General features: G+C 72.7%; 15 protein-coding genes and 1 other RNA gene. 4 read left to right on the top strand and 12 right to left on the bottom strand.

Features of this window, described 5'->3' with window-relative positions; all coding sequences use genetic code 11:
* Positions 1 to 285: 285 nt before the first annotated feature.
* From ACZ4VT_RS33105 to ACZ4VT_RS33090, 4 genes are all read right to left on the bottom strand, one after another.
* A complete protein-coding gene (locus ACZ4VT_RS33105; RefSeq protein WP_467955106.1) occupies positions 286 to 834 on the bottom strand; it encodes a GNAT family N-acetyltransferase in 549 nt (182 codons plus the stop codon).
* 9 nt (positions 835 to 843) lie between these two features.
* Positions 844 to 2,031, bottom strand: coding sequence for a uroporphyrinogen-III synthase (locus ACZ4VT_RS33100; protein WP_467955105.1), 1,188 nt, complete (start codon positions 2,029 to 2,031; stop codon positions 844 to 846).
* Positions 2,032 to 2,129: 98 nt separating this feature from the next.
* Positions 2,130 to 3,500 carry a nitrate/nitrite transporter gene (locus ACZ4VT_RS33095; RefSeq protein ID WP_467955104.1) on the bottom strand — a complete coding sequence of 457 codons (1,371 nt, stop codon included), beginning with the start codon at positions 3,498 to 3,500 and terminating at the stop codon, positions 2,130 to 2,132.
* 97 nt (positions 3,501 to 3,597) lie between these two features.
* Positions 3,598 to 4,563, bottom strand: coding sequence for a LysR family transcriptional regulator (locus ACZ4VT_RS33090; RefSeq protein WP_467955103.1), 966 nt, complete (start codon positions 4,561 to 4,563; stop codon positions 3,598 to 3,600).
* A gap of 189 nt (positions 4,564 to 4,752) precedes the next feature.
* Between ACZ4VT_RS33090 and ACZ4VT_RS33085 the strand changes: the two genes are divergently transcribed.
* Both ACZ4VT_RS33085 and ACZ4VT_RS33080 read left to right on the top strand, forming a co-directional pair.
* Positions 4,753 to 6,042, top strand: a complete 1,290-nt coding sequence (locus tag ACZ4VT_RS33085; RefSeq protein ID WP_467955108.1) for an MFS transporter — start codon at positions 4,753 to 4,755, stop codon at positions 6,040 to 6,042.
* Between the two features lie 48 nt (positions 6,043 to 6,090).
* The gene (locus ACZ4VT_RS33080; protein WP_467955102.1) at positions 6,091 to 7,392 is read left to right on the top strand and encodes an SH3 domain-containing protein; all 1,302 of its coding nucleotides are present in this window, start codon (positions 6,091 to 6,093) and stop codon (positions 7,390 to 7,392) included.
* A 68-nt stretch (positions 7,393 to 7,460) separates the two neighbouring features.
* Here ACZ4VT_RS33080 and ssrA read toward each other — a convergent pair.
* The 5 genes from ssrA to ftsE all read right to left on the bottom strand — a co-directional run bounded on the left by ssrA (position 7,461) and on the right by ftsE (position 11,379).
* Positions 7,461 to 7,849, bottom strand: a transfer-messenger RNA (tmRNA) gene (gene ssrA / locus ACZ4VT_RS33075).
* 102 nt (positions 7,850 to 7,951) lie between these two features.
* Complete coding sequence (gene smpB, locus ACZ4VT_RS33070; RefSeq protein ID WP_362807701.1) at positions 7,952 to 8,437, bottom strand: SsrA-binding protein SmpB; 486 nt, start codon at positions 8,435 to 8,437, stop codon at positions 7,952 to 7,954.
* A gap of 18 nt (positions 8,438 to 8,455) precedes the next feature.
* Positions 8,456 to 9,637, bottom strand: coding sequence for a S41 family peptidase (locus ACZ4VT_RS33065; protein WP_467955101.1), 1,182 nt, complete (start codon positions 9,635 to 9,637; stop codon positions 8,456 to 8,458).
* A gap of 67 nt (positions 9,638 to 9,704) precedes the next feature.
* Positions 9,705 to 10,673 carry a permease-like cell division protein FtsX gene (ftsX, locus tag ACZ4VT_RS33060; RefSeq protein WP_351297535.1) on the bottom strand — a complete coding sequence of 323 codons (969 nt, stop codon included), beginning with the start codon at positions 10,671 to 10,673 and terminating at the stop codon, positions 9,705 to 9,707.
* A gap of 16 nt (positions 10,674 to 10,689) precedes the next feature.
* A complete protein-coding gene (gene ftsE, locus ACZ4VT_RS33055) occupies positions 10,690 to 11,379 on the bottom strand; it encodes a cell division ATP-binding protein FtsE (RefSeq protein WP_030011324.1) in 690 nt (229 codons plus the stop codon).
* A gap of 238 nt (positions 11,380 to 11,617) precedes the next feature.
* On the opposite strand from ftsE, the gene ACZ4VT_RS33050 reads away from it, so the two are divergent.
* A complete protein-coding gene (locus tag ACZ4VT_RS33050; RefSeq protein ID WP_362807696.1) occupies positions 11,618 to 11,809 on the top strand; it encodes a hypothetical protein in 192 nt (63 codons plus the stop codon).
* 104 nt (positions 11,810 to 11,913) lie between these two features.
* Here ACZ4VT_RS33050 and prfB read toward each other — a convergent pair whose 3' ends face one another.
* On the bottom strand, positions 11,914 to 13,023 hold the full coding sequence (prfB, locus tag ACZ4VT_RS33045) for a peptide chain release factor 2 (RefSeq protein WP_467955100.1): 1,110 nt from the start codon (positions 13,021 to 13,023) through the stop codon (positions 11,914 to 11,916).
* A 315-nt stretch (positions 13,024 to 13,338) separates the two neighbouring features.
* On the opposite strand from prfB, the gene ACZ4VT_RS33040 reads away from it, so the two are divergent.
* Positions 13,339 to 14,340, top strand: coding sequence for an isopenicillin N synthase family dioxygenase (locus tag ACZ4VT_RS33040; RefSeq protein WP_467955099.1), 1,002 nt, complete (start codon positions 13,339 to 13,341; stop codon positions 14,338 to 14,340).
* A gap of 89 nt (positions 14,341 to 14,429) precedes the next feature.
* Here the strand turns inward: ACZ4VT_RS33040 and ACZ4VT_RS33035 are convergent, their stop codons facing one another.
* Together ACZ4VT_RS33035 and ACZ4VT_RS33030 are read right to left on the bottom strand one after the other, a co-directional pair.
* Positions 14,430 to 15,677, bottom strand: a complete 1,248-nt coding sequence (locus ACZ4VT_RS33035; RefSeq protein ID WP_467955098.1) for a serine/threonine-protein kinase — start codon at positions 15,675 to 15,677, stop codon at positions 14,430 to 14,432.
* Between the two features lie 159 nt (positions 15,678 to 15,836).
* Positions 15,837 to 17,600 (bottom strand): serine/threonine-protein kinase, encoded by a 1,764-nt coding sequence (locus ACZ4VT_RS33030; RefSeq protein WP_467955097.1) that lies wholly within the window; start codon positions 17,598 to 17,600, stop codon positions 15,837 to 15,839.
* Positions 17,601 to 17,758 lie beyond the last annotated feature (158 nt).

The raw sequence follows: 17,758 nt of genomic DNA, 5'->3' as shown, positions 1-17,758 counted from the left end.
CGCCGGGGGGAAACCCCCCCGAACCGGTACCTCCGGTGGCAGGGGCCGCGCAGATCCAGCCTCGCCGGCGTTTGAGGCGCGGGGTCTGGGGCGGACCCCCGGCAGCGGCGCGGGCGCCGAACCGCTTCGTTCCGGGTGCGGCGCCGTTGCGGGGGCGCTGCCCCCGAACCCCCGCTCCTCAAACGCCGGAGGGGCTGAACTGGCCGGGCCGCGGAGGGGCTGGAATGTCCAGGGCGCTGAAGGGGCGCGCCGCAAGACGCAGGGGCAGGCGGCGGCGCGCCCCGCTTAAGGGGCCGGCGGGTGGTCGTGGAGGAGGCGCTGGAAGAGGCGATGGTCGCGCCAGGCGCCGTTGATGTGGAGGTAGCGCGGGGCGAGACCGTAGAACTCGAAGCCCGCCTTCGCCAGCACGCGCTGCGAGGCGAGGTTGTCGACCAGGGTCCCGGCTTCCACCCGGTGCAGGCCGAGCTCGTCGCGGGCGACCCGGCAGACCTCCTCCAGCGCCGCCGTCGCCAGACCCTTGCCGTGCCAGGCGGGGTCGACCCAGTAACCCACGCCGCCGCTGCACAGCGGCCCGTGGGCGATGGAGCCGAGGTTGATCGCGCCGACGGGCGCACCCGTGGCCGTCTCCACGAGGACGTACGGGACGATCCGCCCGGCGTCCCGCTCGGCGAGGATCCCCTCGATGCGCTCCCGCTGCCCCCGCTCCGTGTAGTACGCGTGCGTGCGGACCGGCTCCACGTGCGCCATGAACGCCCGGTTCCGCGCGAACGCCTCCGCCAGCCCCGCGGCGTCGCCGAGCTCGACGCCCCTCATCTCCACGCCGTCAATGATCATCCCGGCACGCTAGCCGAGCACCCCCCGGGCCGTCACCGCGTCGAGCGGAAGCTCCCCGTACTTGGCCTCGCCGCCCGCGTCCAGCGACAGCCGGTACCCCCGTTTGACCACGGTCTGGATGAGGTGCGGCGCCCCGAGCGCGGCCCGCAGCCGGGCCATCGCCGTCTCCACGGCGTGCTCGTCGCGGCCCGCGCCCGGCAGCACCCGCAGCAGTTCCGCGCGGGCCACCACCCAGCCCGGCCGCCGGGCCAGGGCCCGGAGCAGGGCCATTCCGGCCGGCGGCACCGGCCGCAACCGCGCGTCCAGCAGGACGGCGTGCCCGCGGATCTCCATGCGGTGCCCGGCCACCGGCAGCACCCGGGCCCGGCCCGGCAGTTCCTGGCAGAGCAGCTGCACGAGCGGGCCCAGCCGGAACCGTTCCGGCTGCACCGTGGCCACCCCGTGCGCCTGCAGCGGCAGCGCCGTCACCGGCCCCACGCACGCGGACACCAGCGGGCCCCGCAGCGCGTCCAGCACGGCCTCCCGTACGCCCCGCTCCTCGGCCCGGGACAGCAGGGAGGCCGCGGCCGGCGCCGAGGTGAAGCTGACGGCGTCCACCCCGCCGCCGACGATCGCGTCGAGCAGCCGGTCGAGCGGCCCGAGGTCCTCCGGTGCCATCCACCGGTACACGGGCACCACGACCACGTCGGCGCCGCCGGCCCGCAGCGCCTCGACGAAGCCGGGCAGGGGCTCCCCGTGCAGCTGGAGTGCGATCCGGCGGCCCGTCACCCCGGCCGTCAGGAGCCGTTCCAGTACCTCGGCGAGCGATTCCGACTCCGGGGACCAGCTCTCGACGAGCCCGGCGGCCCGGATGGCGCCCTTCACCTTCGGTCCGCGCGCCAGCAGTTCGGTGGCCCGCAGCCGCTCCAGCAGTTCCTCGCCGATGCCCCACCCGTCGGCCGCCTCGATCCAGCCCCGGAAGCCGATGGCGGTGGTGGCCACGACCACGTCCGGTGCGCAGCCGATGAGTTCCTCGGTGGCGGCGAGGAGTTCGCTGTCGTCGGCGAGCGGCACGATCCGCAGCGCCGGCGCGTGCAGCACCGCCGCTCCGCGCCGCCGCAGCAGCGCGATGAGTTCGTCCGCCCGCCGGGCAGCGGTGACCCCGACCGTGAAGCCCGCGAGCGGGCCGGTGTTCGTGTCGGTGTTCGTGTGGTCCATCGTGACCTGCCTACTGACGCATGGGGGCGGGGCGGAACGGGTGGACCGAGCCTGCCAACCCGGCATGTCGGACTCGGTTCACCCGTATTTCGCCCCGGTTACACCGACGTGAGCTGCGGTTTCGCTTCGGCCCCGAGGGCCGGGACGGCCGCGGCCGTCGGCCGGCGAAGGTATACCGCCCAGGTGACCGCGCAGCACAGGGCGTAGAAGCCGAGGAAGGTGACGAAGGCCGCCGTGCCGGAGCCGGAGCTGAGGAAGGCCTCCCGGAAGACGAGGTTGATGCCGAGTCCGCCGAGTGCGCCGACCGCCCCGATGAGGCCCATGGAGGCCCCGGAGAGCCGCCGCCCGTAGGCCGCCGCGGCCTCGCCGCTCATCCCGCGGGCCAGTGCCTTCGCCTGGAAGATGCCGGGGATCATCTTGTACGTCGATCCGTTGCCGAGCCCGCTCAGGACGAACAGCGCCACGAACCCGACGAGGAAGACGGGCAGCGAGGACCGGCCCGAGGCGAACACGACCACGCCGGTCGCCGCCGCCATCGCCACGAAGGTCCCCAGGGTGATCCGCGCCCCGCCGAACCGGTCCGCCAGTGCCCCGCCCACCGGCCGGATCAGCGATCCGAGCAGCGGTCCGACGAAGGTCAGCGAGGCCGCCTGCAGCGGGGTGCGGCCGAACTGTGTCTGGAGCACCAGGCCGAAGGCGAAGCTGTAGCCGATGAAGGACCCGAACGTCCCGATGTAGAGGAAGGACATGATCCAGGTGTGCGCGTCCCCCAGGGCCTCGCGGACGGCGCCGGTGTCGTTGCGCACGGGCGCCAGGTTGTCCATCCGTACGGCCGCCAGGACGGCCGCGAGGACGATCAGCGGGATGTAGGCGCCGAGCAGCAGCCGCGGGTGCGTGGCCCCGGCGGTGGCGATGACCAGCAGTCCGGCCAGCTGTACGACGGGCACGCCGATGTTGCCGCCGCCGGCGTTCAGGCCGAGCGCCCAGCCCTTCTGACGCAGCGGGAAGAAGGCGTTGATGTTGGTCATGGAGGAGGCGAAGTTGCCGCCGCCCACCCCGGTGAGGGCCGCGACGAGCAGGAAGGTCCCGTACGAGGTCCCGGGCTCCATCACCACCAGGGCGGCCACCGTCGGCGCGAGGAGCATCAGCGCGCTGAAGACGGTCCAGTTCCGGCCGCCGAAGCGGGCGACGGCGAAGGTGTACGGGACCCGTACCACGGCGCCGACGAGGGTGGCGGTCGCGATGAGGAAGAACTTCCCGGCCGGGTCGATCCCGTAGGCGGGGCCCATGAAGAGGACCATCACGGACCAGAGCGACCAGATGGAGAACCCGATGTGCTCGGAGAGCACGGAGTAGAGGAGGTTGCGGCGGGCGGTCCGCTCCCCGGTCTCCTTCCAGAAAGTCTCGTCCTCGGGATCCCACTGCTCGATCCAGCGGCCTCCCCTGCGCGGTGCGGTCGTACCGGTCATCACACGCCTCCACAGCTGTCGCGTCCGTGGTGACGACCGTAGGAAGGGCGCGTTTCGGCCCCGGTCCCCGCCGGATGACCGCCGGGAAACCTTGCTCTCACCCGCCGCCGGGTCCGTGTGTGAGCCGGGCCGGGAGGCGGCTCCCGGCCGGCTCCCGCAGCCACCCCCGCTCGGCGGCCAGCCCGGCGGCCGCGGCGCGCAGGGCGTCCAGGCCGGGGTGTGCGAAGCCGTCGCGCCACACCATGGACAGCGGGGACAGCGGCACCGGGTCGGTCAGCGGCCGTTTCACACAGCCGGGCATGTCGAGGAAGTCCACGGTGGCGAGGACCGGGTTGCCGGTCTTGACCATCACCCGGCGGAACTCCTCCTTGCCCATCGCCACCGGCGCGGGCGGCGCCATCAGGATCCCCCGCCCGGCGAACAGCTCGCGCGCCAGCCCGGTCCACTCCAGCGTCCGCGGGTTCCCGGCGCCCGCGTACACGGTCTCCCCGGCGAGCGCGTCCAGCGGTACGGTCTCCCGCGCGGCCAGCGGGTGTCCCTCGGGCAGCAGCACGGCGAGCGGCTCGTACCGTACGGGCGCCAGCGCGAGCGGCGCCCGCAGCGCGGGGTCCAGCCCGTCGGCGTACCCGAAGGAGACGTCGAGCCGGCCGGCGGCGATCTCGGCGGCGGCGTGGGTGAGGCCGCTCTCGAAGCGGGCCATCAGCTCGCACTCGGGGGCGAGTTCGCGGGCGCGTTCCAGCACGGTCCGGGGGGTGCTCGGCCCGTCGGTGTTGAGGTCGACGAGGAGCGGGCGGGGCGCGGTGAAGGCGGCGGCGAGTTCCTCGTGCGCGGCGAGCACGCGCCGGGCCAGCGGGAGCAGGCGCTGCCCGTCGGCGGTCAGCTCCACCTGCCGGGTGGTCCGCAGGAACAGCGTGGCGCCCAGGCTCTGTTCGAGCCGCCGGACATCGCGGCTGAGTGCCTGCTGGGCCACGTAGAGGCGGGCGGCGGCGCGGGTGAAGTGCAGCTCCTCGGCGGCCGCGACGAACCCGCGCAGCAGCCGGGGGTCGACATCGCGGGGAATCACCCCCGGAGACTAACAACAGATGACGGTGAATGGGCTCCGAACAGGTGTTGGACCGGGACGGGGGCCGGGCCCGAGGCTCTTCCCATGCCCGCCACGACCACGACCACCGCCCACGCGACCGTCTCCGGCACGGCCACCGCCCGCGCGACCGCCTCCCGCACCGCCGCGACGGCCGCGCGCACCCCGCTCATGACCGTCACCGGCAGCACCCTCGTCATCGCCGGACCGCCCGCCGGACGGCCCCCCGGCGCCGCCCGGCCGGCCCGCCCGCCCCAGGGGCCCTACCGCCGCCTGTTCGCCCGGCCCGGCACCCGGGGGTTCACCGCCGGAAACCTCCTCGCCCGGCTCCCCATGGGCATGTTCGGGGTCAGCGCGGTCATGATGATCGCCGGACAGCGCGGCTCGTACGCCCTCGCCGGCGCCGTCACGGCGACCGGGCTGGCCGCCACCGCCCTGGTCGCGCCCTGGACCGCCCGGCTGGTCGACCGCCACGGGCAGGCCCGGATCGCCGTACCGGCCACCCTGATCGCGGTCCTCGGCTCGCTCTCCCTGGTCGCGTGCGTCCGTACCGGGGCCCCCGCCTGGACCCTCTTCGCCTCGTACGCCGCGACCGCCACCACCCCCAACATCGGCGGCATGTCCCGCGCCCGCTGGACGCACCTGCTGCGCGACTCCCCGGCCGCGCACCACACGGCGATGTCCTTCGAACAGGCCGCCGACGAGCTGTGCTTCATGCTCGGACCCGTCCTGGCGGCCTTCCTGTGCGGCGCCGTCTTCCCCGAGGCGGGCACCCTCACCGGCGCGGCCCTGCTGCTCACCGGCATGCTCGTCTTCACCTCCTGCCGCGCCACCCAGCCCCCGGTGTCGGCCGCGCCCCGGCAGGGCTCACCGCTGCGTGCCCTCGGCCCGCTGCTGCCGCTCTTCGTCGTCACCGGCGTGGTCTTCGGCTCGATGGAGATCACCTCGATCGCCCACCTCGACGCCCGGGGTCTCGGCGCCTCCTCCGGTCTGATCCTGGCTCTGCAGGCCGCGGGGTCGTGCGCGGCCGGCCTGCTCTACGGCACCCTGCGCCCCCGCTCGCTGAAGGCCTGCGTCGGCGCCCTGGCCGTCCTCATGACCCTCCCCTGGGCCGCGGCGGCCACCGGCTCCCTGCCCGCGCTCGGCTGCGCCCTCCTCCTGGCCGGCATGGCCACGGCCCCGACGATGGTCACGGCGATGTCCCGGGTCCACGCCCTGACCCCCGAGGGACGCCTCAACGAGGGCATGACGCTCGCGGTCACCGCGATCTTCGCGGGCATCGCGGCCGGTTCGGCCGGCGCCGGCCTCGCGGTGGAGCACGTGGGTCCGACCGCCGCCTACGCGCTGCCGGCCGCGGCCGCGCTGATCGCGTCGGCGACCACCGCACCGGGACGATTCATGCGGCGGGCGAGTGATCGTTCCCGCGTGGTACGCACGGCCCCCGCTCATGATCCGCAATAACTGGGGGCGCCTTCCCCAGCGCCCTTCTCCTTTGCGGAGGAACACCCCTTGCCGTCTGCTTCCCGCTCCGTGCCCGCGGCCCTCGTCGTCGCCGCCGTGACCGCCACCTGTCTGGTTCCGGCCGTACCGGCCCTCGCCGACTCGTCGAGCATCCGGTTCTCCCAGCCGTACGTCCCCTCGATCGCGCCCGGCCGGACGGGCCGAGTGGTCATCGCGGCCGTCAACGGCTCGGACCCGGCCGCCAGCGGCACCTTCCGGATCGCCGCCCCGGACCGCACCACCTTCCCGGAGGCCCGCTTCTACTGGAACGGCCGGCGCGCGGCCAGCGCCTGCACGCGGTCGGCGGACGCCCGCCTGCTGACCTGCGACGCGGGGACCCGCGCCGGCTTCCGCTTCCCGGCGAACGCGCAGACCCAACTCGGCGTGACCGTACGGGTCGACGCGGACGCCCCGCAGGGCACGACGCTGACCGGCGGCGAGTGGGCGACGGGCACCTCCGCGTCCGCGCTGTTCGCCGTCGCCACCGCGGTGTCCGGCCCCAAGGGCGACAAGGGCGACAAGGGCGACGACGGCCACGACGGCCACGACGGAAAGCCCGGCCACCACGGCAAGCCCGGCCGCCCCGGCCCGAAGGGCGAGAAGGGCGACCCCGGCGAGCGCGGCGAGCAGGGCGAACGCGGCGACACCGGCCCGGCAGGACCGGAGGGTCCCGCCGGCCCGCAGGGCCCGCAAGGCGAACAGGGCGAACAGGGCGAACGGGGCGAGCAGGGCCCCGCCAACGGACCCAAGGGCGAACCCGGCCCGGCAGGCCCGCAGGGCCCCGTCGGCCCCCGCGGCCCGCAGGGACACAGGGGCGACGACGGCAAACCGGGCAAGCCGGGCCCGAAGGGGCACAAGGGCGACCAGGGCAAGCCGGGACCGCAAGGTCCGAGGGGCCACAAGGGCGACCACGGCAAGCCGGGCCCCAGGGGACCGCAGGGCCCGAAGGGCCACCAGGGGCCCAAGGGCAACCCGGGCAAGACCGGCCCTCAAGGCCCCCGGGGACCCCAGGGACCCCAGGGCCCGAAGGGCGACACCGGCAAGCCCGGCACCTGCACGAAGTGCGGCGGCCACCACGAGACCCCGAAGGCCAAGATCGTCTCCCCCGGCAAGGGCCTGCGGGTCCACTCCGGCCCTGCCACGCACCACGCGAAGACGGGCAAGCTCTACACCGGCACGGTGGTCCCCCTCCAGTGCAAGGTCAACGGCCAGAACGTCGACGGCAACTCGATCTGGTACAAGCTCGCCGACGGCTCCGGCTGGATCACCGCACGCTACGCCCTGAACCTCAACAAGGTGCCGTTCTGCTGACAGCGCCCCACCCGGCATGACAAAGGCCCCGCAGCCGAGAGGCCGCGGGGCCTTTGCCCACATGGGATGAGTGGAGATGGCGGGAATCGAACCCGCGTCCAACGGTGCAGAAGCAGGGCTTCTCCGAGCGCAGTCCGCTGCGCTTTTCTCAGCCCCGGAGATCACACGGACAAGTCTCCGACGGGCTCAGTCACTGTTTGGTTTCCCTCCAACCCCCGTGACCGGGGCTAGAGGTTTAGATCCCTAATTGACGCCAGGATCCGGACCGGGACCACTTCCGGGCTGACGCTCCTCACAGAGGCTTCAGCTCACTGTTATTAGGCAGCGAGGGTGAAGCGGGAGTTATCGCTCTTGGAGTTGGCGATTATTGTTTGCGACATGTGGTTAGCGAGATCATTGCCGCTTCCTCGGCTCGCTTCCCCTGCATCGACATCCGCTGTCGAAACCGATCATCCCCATGTTTCACGCTCTTCAATTGTGTACTGCTCAAGCCGCCCCCACCGCGAGCGGCGGGTGCTGACGCCATCGTACGCGAAGTGGACCACCGCGTGCCAGCAGGTTAAACGGTGCCCCGCTGCTTGCGGCGGATCGCCGAGATCGTGCGCTGGGTCTCTCGGGTGTCCTGCTTCTCCCGCATGGTCTGCCGCTTGTCGTACTCCTTCTTGCCCTTCGCCAGCGCGATCTCGACCTTCGCGCGGCCGTCCTTGAAGTACAGCGAGAGGGGCACGATCGTGTGACCCGTCTCCTCCGACTTGCGCTCCAGCTTGTCGATCTCCTCCCGGTGCATGAGGAGCTTGCGCTTGCGCCGGGCGCTGTGGTTGGTCCAGGTGCCCTGGCTGTACTCCGGCACGTGCACGTTGTAGAGCCACGCCTCGCGGCTCTCCACCGACACGAAGCCGTCCACCAGCGAGGCCCGGCCCTGGCGCATGGACTTGACCTCGGTCCCCGTGAGCACGAGTCCGCACTCGTAGGTGTCGAGGATCGTGTAGTCGTGCCGCGCCTTCTTGTTCTGGGCGATCAGCTTGCGCCCTTTTTCCTTAGCCATAGTGCGGTCATTTTCGCACTACGGACCCACCCCGAGGCCACCCAATACCGTGACGGCCCGTTCCTCGGCCCGCTCGCCCGCCGGCACGTCCGGGGTGATGCCGTCGCCGTCCAGGCTGCGGCCCGCCGGAGTGCGGTACGTGCCCACCGTCAGCTCGGCCACCGAACCGTCCGGGAGCTCGGTCGGCATCTGCACCGAACCCTTGCCGAAGGTCCGGCTGCCGACCGCCACCGCGCGGCCCCGGTCCTGGAGGGCGCCCGTCACCAGCTCGGCCGCGCTCATCGTGCCGCCGTCCACGAGGGCCACCAGCGGGCGGGTGGTGTCGCCGCCGGGGGCCGCGTACAGGACCCGCTGGTCCCCCCGTACGTCGTACGTCGCCACGAGCCCGCCGTCCAGGAAGGCGGAGGCGGCCGTGACCGCCTCGGTGACCAGTCCGCCCGGGTTGCCGCGCAGGTCGAGCATGACCCCGGCGCCGACCGGGGCCGCGCGGACGGCGGACCTGACGCGCTCGCCGGAGCCGCGGGTGAAGGAGGTGACCTTGATGACGGTGACGCCGTCCGGGCGCTGCCGGACGGTCACGGGCTCGGTGCGCAGCTGCTCGCGGCGGACGGTCTCGGTGAGGTCGGCGCCGTCCCGGCTGAGGTTCAGCACGACGGGGGTGCCGGCCGTGCCGCGCAGCAGGGAGACCACGTCGGCCACGGCCAGGCCGGTCACGGCGTGGCCGTCGACGCTCAGCAGCCGGTCCCCGGCGCGCAGTCCGGCCCGGGCGGCGGGGCTGCCGGGCTGGACCTTGTCGACCTTGATCACGCCGTCGTGGGCGCGTTCGGCCCAGACCCCGACGCCGGTCCAGTGGCCGTCGAGGCCCTCGGCGAAGGCGGCGTACTCGCCCTGGTCGTAGACGGTGCCCCAGCGGTCGCCGCTGCGGCTGACCACGTCCTGGGCGGCCTTCTTGCCGGATTTCCCCTCGGCGACGGCCTCGGCGGCGGCGCGCGCCACCGCGTCGCGGTCGGCGGTGCCCGTCGTGCGGGGTGCACCGGGGGCGGGGAGGTCCGCTCGGACCTCGGCGGCCGCGGCGCCGTCCTCCTGGTCCCAGCATCCGGTTAAGGCACCGGTGGCGACGGCGGCGAGGAAGGCCAACGTCAAAACGGCCCCGCGACGCAGGTCGCGGGGCCGGAGACAGAAGGCGGGCAGAGCCGGCATGGCGCCGAGTCTAGGACAAGCCCCGCTCCGGTACGGATGGTTGGCCGGACCGCTCGCGGGGCGCTTGTCACACCTTCAGGTACTTGCGCAGGGCGATGAAGGCGGCCATGGAGGGCATCAGGAGGCCGATGAAGAGGACGTACGGGAGCTTGGCCAGCACCGATCCCCAGCCCATGAAGTCGATCAGCTGGATCTTGTCGCGCAGTCCGACACCGTGGTCGATCACGAAGTACTGGCCGGAGACGAGCATGGCGCAGGCGAAGAGCGCGCCGATGAGCCCGGCGAAGGCGGCCTCCATGATGAAGGGCACCTGGATGTAGAAGCTGGAGGCGCCCACGAGCCGCATGATCCCCGTTTCCCGCCTGCGGCTGAACGCCGAGACGCGCACGGTGTTGACGATCAGCAGCAGCGCCACGATCAGCATGATCAGCATGATGCCGAGGGCGGCGTAGTTGAGGTAGTTGAGGATCCGGAACAGGTCGTCGATGGCCTGGCGCTGGTCGTCGACGGTGTGGATGCCGTCACGGCCCGCGAAGGCGGAGGTGACCACCTTGTACTTCTCCGGGTTCTTGAGCTTGACCCGGAAGGACTCCTGCATCTGGTCGGGCGTGATGGAGGAGGCCAGCGCGGTGTGGCCGTACTGCTCCTGGTAGTGCTTGTACGCCTCGTCCGCGGACTCGTAGGCCACGGACTTGACCAGGGACATCTGCTTGAGCTCGGACTCGATCTGCTTCTTCTGCTCGTCGGTCACGGCGCCCTTGCGGCAGGTGGCGACGCCGCCGGCGCCGCCTCCCGAGCCGTCCGGCTTGGCGGCGGCCTCGCCGGCCTCCTGGGCGTCCTGCTTGTTGCAGAGGTAGATCGAGACGTTGGCCTTGTCGTACCAGAAGCCCTTCATCCTGCTGACCTGCTCGCTCATGAGCAGGGAGCCGCCGAACAGGGCCAGTGACAGGGCCACGGAGATGATGACCGCGAAGGTCATGGTGAGATTGCGGCGGAGACCGACGCCGATCTCCGACATGACGAACTGGGCGCGCATGACTCTCAAGGGCCTTTCAGTGCTGGTAGCCGTAGACGCCGCGCGACTGGTCGCGTACGAGTCGGCCCTGTTCGAGTTCGATGACGCGCTTGCGCATCTGGTCCACGATCTGCTGGTCGTGCGTGGCCATGATCACGGTGGTGCCGGTCCGGTTGATCCGGTCCAGCAGCTTCATGATCCCGACGGAGGTCTGCGGGTCGAGGTTGCCCGTGGGCTCGTCCGCGATCAGCAGGGCGGGGCGGTTGACGAAGGCGCGGGCGATGGCCACGCGCTGCTGCTCACCGCCGGAGAGCTCGCCGGGCATCCGCTCCTCCTTGCCGCCCAGGCCCACCAGTTCGAGGACCTGCGGGACGGCCTTGCGGATCTCGCCCCTGGGCTTGCCGATGACCTCCTGGGCGAAGGCCACGTTCTCGGCCACCGTCTTGTTGGGCAGCAGGCGGAAGTCCTGGAAGACGGTCCCCAACTGGCGCCGCATCTGCGGGACCTTCCAGTTGGAGAGCTTGGCGAGGTCCTTGCCCAGGACGTGCACTTGGCCGTGGCTCGCCCGCTCCTCGCGCAGGATCAGCCGCAGGAAGGTGGACTTGCCGGAGCCGGAGGAGCCGACCAGGAAGACGAACTCGCCCTTCGCGATGTCGAGGGAGACTTCTCTCAGTGCGGGACGGCTCTGCTTCGGGTAGGACTTGGAGACACTGTCGAATCGGATCACGGGTGCACCACGGTCGCCGGGAGTAGGTGTGCGTGACCATACGCGAACGGGCGCGAGGTGTGGACCCGGCATCCGGACTTGCCCGTTTTATCCCGGGGTGCGGGCCGCTCCGGATCGTGATTGCCCGGACGGGCCGCGCCGAATGTCGGCGAAGCTGGCACAGTGGTAGGGGGAACGGTCTGGTTCCCCACGCCGTTATAGGCAACAGACAAGACCGAGGGGACGAGAGGAGGAGCGCATGACATATGACCGGCTCGTGTGCGCGAACTGCGCCGCACCCGTCAGCCAGGGCCGCTGCCCGGTGTGCCGGGCGAACCGGGAGCGCCTCCAGCAGGAGGGCCCCTTCTCCGGCCTCAATCCCGTGGCTCTCATCGTGCTCATGGTGATTCTCGTGGCAGCTCTGGTGCTGGTGGCCCAGCAGACCGCCTGACCGCGGTGCCCGCGGCCGCCGCGCCGCGTACCGATCACCACATGGAACGAGGGCCCGGACATCACCGATGTCCGGGCCCTCGTCCGCGTTCGTGGGGTCACTCGCTACGCGGTCTGCTCCTGCTGCTTGCGCCAGCGGATCCCGGCCTCCAGGAAGCCGTCGATCTCGCCGTCGAGCACCGCCTGCGGGTTGCCGACCTCGAACTCCGTCCGCAGGTCCTTGACCATCTGGTACGGGTGCAGGACGTAGGAGCGCATCTGGTTGCCCCAGGAGCTTCCGCCGTCCTTGAGGGCGTCCATCTTGTCCTTCTCCTCCTGGCGGCGCCGCTCGAGCAGCTTGGCCTGGAGGACGTTCATCGCGCTGGCCTTGTTCTGGATCTGCGAGCGCTCGTTCTGGCAGGACACCACGATGCCGGTCGGGAGGTGCGTGATGCGCACCGCCGAGTCGGTGGTGTTGACGCCCTGGCCACCGGGGCCGGAGGCGCGGTACACGTCGACGCGCAGCTCGGCCTCGTCGATCTCCACGTGGTCGCTGGTCTCGACGACCGGCAGCACCTCGACGCCCGCGAAGGAGGTCTGGCGGCGGCCCTGGTTGTCGAAGGGCGAGATCCGGACGAGGCGGTGGGTGCCCTGCTCGACCGAGAGGGTGCCGTAGGCGTACGGGGCCTTGACGACGAAGGTGGTCGACTTGATGCCGGCCTCTTCCGCGTACGAGGTCTCGTAGATCTCGGTGGAGTAGCCGTGCCGCTCGGCCCAGCGCAGGTACATGCGCTGGAGGCGCTCGGCGAAGTCGGAGGCGTCGACGCCGCCGGCCTCGGCACGGATGTTGACCAGGGCCTCGCGCTCGGCGTACTCGCCGGAGAGCAGGGTCCGGACCTCCATCTCGTCCAGCGCCTTGCGCACGGAGATCAGCTCCGCCTCGGCCTCGGCGAGGGTGTCCGCGTCGTCCATCTCCTGGGCGAGGTCGAACAGCACCGCGAGGTCGTCGATGCGCCCGCGCAGGGTCTCGGTCTTGCGGACTTCGGCCTGGAGGTGCGAAAGCTTGCTCGTGATCTTCTGAGCGGCCTCCGGGTCGTCCCACAGGGACGGCGCGGCGGCCTGCTCCTCAAGCACGGCGATATCTGCCCTCAGCTTGTCGAGGTCCAGGACGGCCTCGATCGACCCCATGGTCGAGGAGAGGGACTTCAGCTCTTCGGAAACATCGACGACTGCCACGGGTCCAGCGTAGCCGGTCCCCGGACAACGCCGTCCGGGCAGGCCGAATCACCCGTTCTGATGACGGCTCGCACGGGCGTACGCTCACGGTATGACCGTTCTCCTCGTCAAGCGCCGCCATGTGGACCACATGCGTGTCACGACGACGGGCTGTCTGCCGCCGGACCGTACCCAAGCCTGATCCACCCCGATCCGACTTGGTCCTGTACGCGGCTCACGCGGTCCCGGCACCATCCCTGCCGGCGGCCCACCTCCACCCGCGGCCCCCGCCACCTCTGGGGAACAGGACCCCGTGACATCCGAAACGGAGCCGTCATGCCGTCCGCGCACACTCTCCCGGTCCTGGACCTCTCCCAGGCCGACGACCCGGCCCAGCGGGCCGACTTCCTGAAGCAGCTGCACGCAGCGGCCAGGGACACCGGTTTCCTGCACCTGACCGGGCACGGCGTCACCGCCGCCGAGAGCGCCCGCATCCTGGAGCTGACCAGGGCCTTCTTCGCCCTCCCGGAGGCCGACCGGCTCACCGTGAGCAATCTGAACTCCCCGCACTTCCGCGGCTACACCCGGATCGGCCACGAGCTGACCGGCGGGGCCTCCGACTGGCGGGACCAGCTGGACGTGGGCGCGGAGCGCCCGGCGCCGGTGGTGGGGCCGGACGACCCGGCGTACCTGTGGCTGGAGGGCCCGAACCAGTGGCCCGCCGCGCTCCCGGAGCTCCGTACGGTGGTCCTGGACTGGCAGTCCCGCCTCGCGGCGGTGGCCCACCGGCTGCTCCGGGAGCTCCTCACCTCGATCGGCGCCCCGGCCGACTTCTTCGACGCGGCCTTCGCCGACCGGCCGCACCTGCACACGAAGCTGATCCGCTACCCCGGGTCCGCCCCGTCCGGCGCGGACCAGGGGGTCGGCGCGCACAAGGACTACGGCTTCCTGACCCTGCTCCTCCAGGACTCGGTGGGAGGCCTGCAGGTCGTGCGCGACGGCGGCTACCTCGACGTCCCGCCGCTCCCGGGGGCGTTCGTGGTCAACCTGGGCGAGCTGCTGGAGATCGCGACGGAGGGCTACCTGACGGCGACGGACCACCGGGTGGTGAGCCCGCCGGGGGCGGTGGAGCGGTACTCGGTGCCGTTCTTCTACAACCCGCGGCTGGACGCGGTCGTGGAGACCGTCCCGGGCGACTACCTGGCGTCGGCCCCCGGGGTCGCCCACGACGCGTCGAACCCGCTGCACGCCGAGTACGGGCGCAACGAGCTGAAGGGATGGGTCCGGGCCCACCCGGCCGTGGCGCGGCGCTGGCACCCGGAACTGGTCACGGCGTAGCCAAGGCTCCGCCCGGCCCTGGGGCGGAGCCCCGGTCTTGAAGCCTCGCCGGCGATTGAGGCGCGGAGCCCGGCGGGCGGCCCGCAGGGCTACGGCTTGCGGGGGACCGACTGCTTGCTGTCCTGGGGAGGCGGGGCGTCGTCGCCCGAGAAGGCCAGCCAGCCGCCCAGGCCGACCGCCGCGGCCAGCGCCACGGCCGACACGGACAGCACCAGCCGCCGCTTGCGGGCGGCCTCGGCCCGGTGCCGGGCGGAGCCCGGCCGGTGGCCGCCGGCCGGGCGCGGGACCCGCGCCGTGCCCAGCGCCCCGCCCGCCAGCTCGTCCGGCCCCGGCACCCGCATCGAGGTGTGGGTGTCCCGGTTGGAGTCCGTCGCGGACCCGGGGACCAGCGGGACCACGCCCCGGCGGCGGACCGGATCCGCGGCCGGCTCGTCCGAGGGCTCGGGGTCCGGGTCCGCGTCGTCCGGCTCGTCCACGTCCAGCGGCGGCATCCCGGCCAGCAGCGGCAGGAGGTCCCGCAGCCGTACGGAGAGCTCCGACGCCCGCAGCCGCGAGGCCGGCGCCTTCGCCAGGCACTGCACGATCAGCTGCCACAGCTCGTCGGGGATGCCGGGCAGCGGGACGACCGTCTCCGTCACGTGCCGCCGCAGCACCGCGCCCGGGTGGCCCCCGCCGAAGGGGGTGAAGCCGGCCAGGAGCTCGTACAGGACGGTGGCCAGGGCGTATATGTCCACGGCCGCCCGCGGGGGCAGGCCCTCCACGATCTCCGGCGCCAGGTAGTCCGGCGTGCCGATGATCCGGGTGGTGGGCGCCGAGGCCCGGCCCGCGGAGGCCCGCCGCGGGGTGTCGATCAGCTTGGCCACGCCGAAGTCGGTCAGCAGCGCCGGGTGCGCACCGCCCGGGCCGAGCGGGCCCTGCATGTCCAGCAGCACGTTCTCGGGCTTGACGTCGCGGTGGACGACCCCCGCCGCGTGCGCCGCGGCCAGCGCGTCGGCGACGTCCGCGACGATCGCCACGGCCGCCTCGGGGGCGAGCCTGCGCTCGCGGTCGAGGCGCGTGCGCAGGTCCGTACCGCGGACGAGGTCCATGACGAGGGCGAGGTCGTTGCCGTCCACGACGAGGTCACGGACGGAGACCACGTGCGGATGGTCCAGGCCGAGCAGCGCGCTGCGCTCCTGGACGAAGCGTCCGACCAGTTCCTGGTCGGACGCGAGGTCCTCGCGCAGCAGTTTGACGGCGACGGGCCCGTCAGGCCCCTCGCCCAGCCACACCGTGCCCGCGCTGCCGCGCCCCAGGATCTGGTGCGCGGTGTACCGGCTGCCGATCTTCCGTGCCACGACTGCTCCCTCAGCGGCTGGCGTACGCACCAAAGCTACGCGGCCGAGTGGGCGTTGGAGGCCAGCAGGGGCCCGGATTCGCGGCGACCTTCACTTCTGCGGGCGAAATCACCCCTCGGAAGTCGACAAATCCACGAAGTCGGCCCTACGGGCCCCGTCTCAGGACTTCGTGGAGCCGGAGGACGTGGAGCCCGCGGAGTCGCCGACCGTGCTCACCCAGTCGACGACGTCGGTGCCCCAGGTCCACAGCTGGTCCCACCAGCCGCGGCCGGTGCCGACCCACTCCTGGAGCGGGGTGAGCTCCCAGACCAGCCAGCCGGCCACGAAGAACAGCAGGATGACGACCAGGCAGCCCTTGAGGCAGCCGAGGCCGGGGATCCGCACCGGGTTGGCGCTGCGGCGGCGCGGCTCGCGCGGCTCCCGGGCCGGCCGCTGCGGCTGCGGAGCCTGCGGCTGCTGCGGCTGGGGCTGGCGGTACTGGGGCTGAGCCTGTTGCTGCTGGTACGGCTGGGGCTGGTGCTGCTGCGGCTGGTAGTGCTGCGGCGGCGGCTGAGGCGCGTACTGCTGCTGGGGCTGCTGCGGCTGGCGGTACTGCTGCTGGGGCTGCTGGTACTGCTGCTGGGGCGGCGGGCCCTGCCGGTACGGCTGCTGCTGCGGCTGGGGCCGGTGCTGCGGCGGCGGGGGCGCCTGCCGCTGCGGGCGGCGCCGCAGGGGGTCGTCGTTCGGGTCGAGGTACTGGACCTGCGTCTGCTCGTTGCGGTCGCGGGCGGCCCGCATCTGCGACTGCCACGGGTGCGGCTGGTCCGGCTGCTGTACGGGGGGCATGACCGAGGTCGGGTCGGCCCCGGGGGCCCCGGTGCTCGGCAGCACCGAGGTGGCGTCGGCCGCGCCGACCGGCGGCATGACGCTGGTCATGGCGTTCGGGTCGTAGGCCCCGAGCGGCGAGCCGGCGCCGGCGGGCAGCGCCTGGGTCGGGTCGGCGGCGCCCGGGGTCTCGGGGACCGGCGCCGGAGAGGGGTCGGGCGCGAGCAGCGCGCCCACGCCGAGCGCGGCCTCCACCTCGACGGCGGAGGAGTGCACGCCGATGCCGGCGGCGACCACGCGCAGGCCGCGGGCCAGGCTCACCGCGCTGGGGCGCTCGCTCGGTTCCTTGCGCAGGCAGCGCTCGACGACCGTCCACAGCGGCTCGGGCACGGTCGAGGGGCGCTGCGGCTCCTCGCTGAGGTGCCGGTGGAGCACTTCGAGGGCGGAGCCGCCGCCGAACGGCGGGCGGCCGGTGAGCAGCTCGTAGAGGAGGATGCCGGCGCCGTAGATGTCGACGGCGGAGGTCTGCGGGCGGCCCTCGGCGGACTCGGGCGCGACGTAGGCGGGGGTGCCGACGAACTCGTGGGTGCGGGTCAGGCCAGGGGAGTCCGCGAGGCGGGCGATGCCGAAGTCGGTGAGCATCGGCTTCATCCGGCCGCCGCGCTCGTCGAGCAGGACGTTGGCGGGCTTCAGGTCGCGGTGGACCACGCCGTCGGCGTGGCTGGCGGCGAGCGCGTCCGCGATCTGGGCGGTCAGCAGGCTCGCGGCGACGGGCGTGAAGGGGCCGTTCTCGCGGAGGTACTTGTGCAGGTCCGGACCGTCGATCAGGTCCATGACCAGGGCGAGCAGATCGCCCTCGACCACGAGGTCGCGGGTGCGCACGATGTTGGGGTGGGTCAGGCGCAGCAGGACCGAGCGCTCGCGCAGGAAGCGCATGACGATGTCGGGGTCCTGGGCCAGCTCCTCCTTGAGGACCTTGATGGCCACGGTCTCGCCGGGCTGTCCGGCGACGGCCGCCTCCGCGCCGGCGGCCTCCCTCTGGCGGGCACGCCAGACAGTGCCCGTGGCGCCGCGCCCGAGCGGCTCCTCGAGCAGGTATTTGCTGCCGACTGGCCGCACGTCTCGCGCTCCCCTGCTGTCGTCTGTTCGTGGTCGATCGGTGGTCGAGTGGTGGTCGATCCGCTGATTGGTTTTCCGGCCCACTCTAGGGGGTGTCCCCCGGGAAGACGCCGGTCGCCGGAGGTTGGTTGCCGCACATATGTACGGAGGGTGATGTT

The sequence above is a fragment of the Streptomyces sp. NPDC029164 genome (genome assembly GCF_055563995.1).
This window is presented reverse-complemented; position numbering and strand designations above follow the sequence as displayed.

What these genes read in the sequence shown, in the direction of transcription:
- ACZ4VT_RS33105 (WP_467955106.1), bottom strand. Translation starts at nt 834, where the DNA reads ATGATCATTGACGGCGTGGAGATGAGGGGCGTCGAGCTCGGCGACGCC.
- ACZ4VT_RS33100 (WP_467955105.1), bottom strand. Translation starts at nt 2,031, where the DNA reads ATGGACCACACGAACACCGACACGAACACCGGCCCGCTCGCGGGCTTC.
- ACZ4VT_RS33095 (WP_467955104.1), bottom strand. Translation starts at nt 3,500, where the DNA reads ATGACCGGTACGACCGCACCGCGCAGGGGAGGCCGCTGGATCGAGCAG.
- ACZ4VT_RS33085 (WP_467955108.1), top strand. Translation starts at nt 4,753, where the DNA reads ATGACCGTCACCGGCAGCACCCTCGTCATCGCCGGACCGCCCGCCGGA.
- smpB (WP_362807701.1), bottom strand. Translation starts at nt 8,437, where the DNA reads ATGGCTAAGGAAAAAGGGCGCAAGCTGATCGCCCAGAACAAGAAGGCG.
- ACZ4VT_RS33065 (WP_467955101.1), bottom strand. Translation starts at nt 9,637, where the DNA reads ATGCCGGCTCTGCCCGCCTTCTGTCTCCGGCCCCGCGACCTGCGTCGC.
- ftsX (WP_351297535.1), bottom strand. Translation starts at nt 10,673, where the DNA reads ATGCGCGCCCAGTTCGTCATGTCGGAGATCGGCGTCGGTCTCCGCCGC.
- ACZ4VT_RS33050 (WP_362807696.1), top strand. Translation starts at nt 11,618, where the DNA reads ATGACATATGACCGGCTCGTGTGCGCGAACTGCGCCGCACCCGTCAGC.
- ACZ4VT_RS33040 (WP_467955099.1), top strand. Translation starts at nt 13,339, where the DNA reads ATGCCGTCCGCGCACACTCTCCCGGTCCTGGACCTCTCCCAGGCCGAC.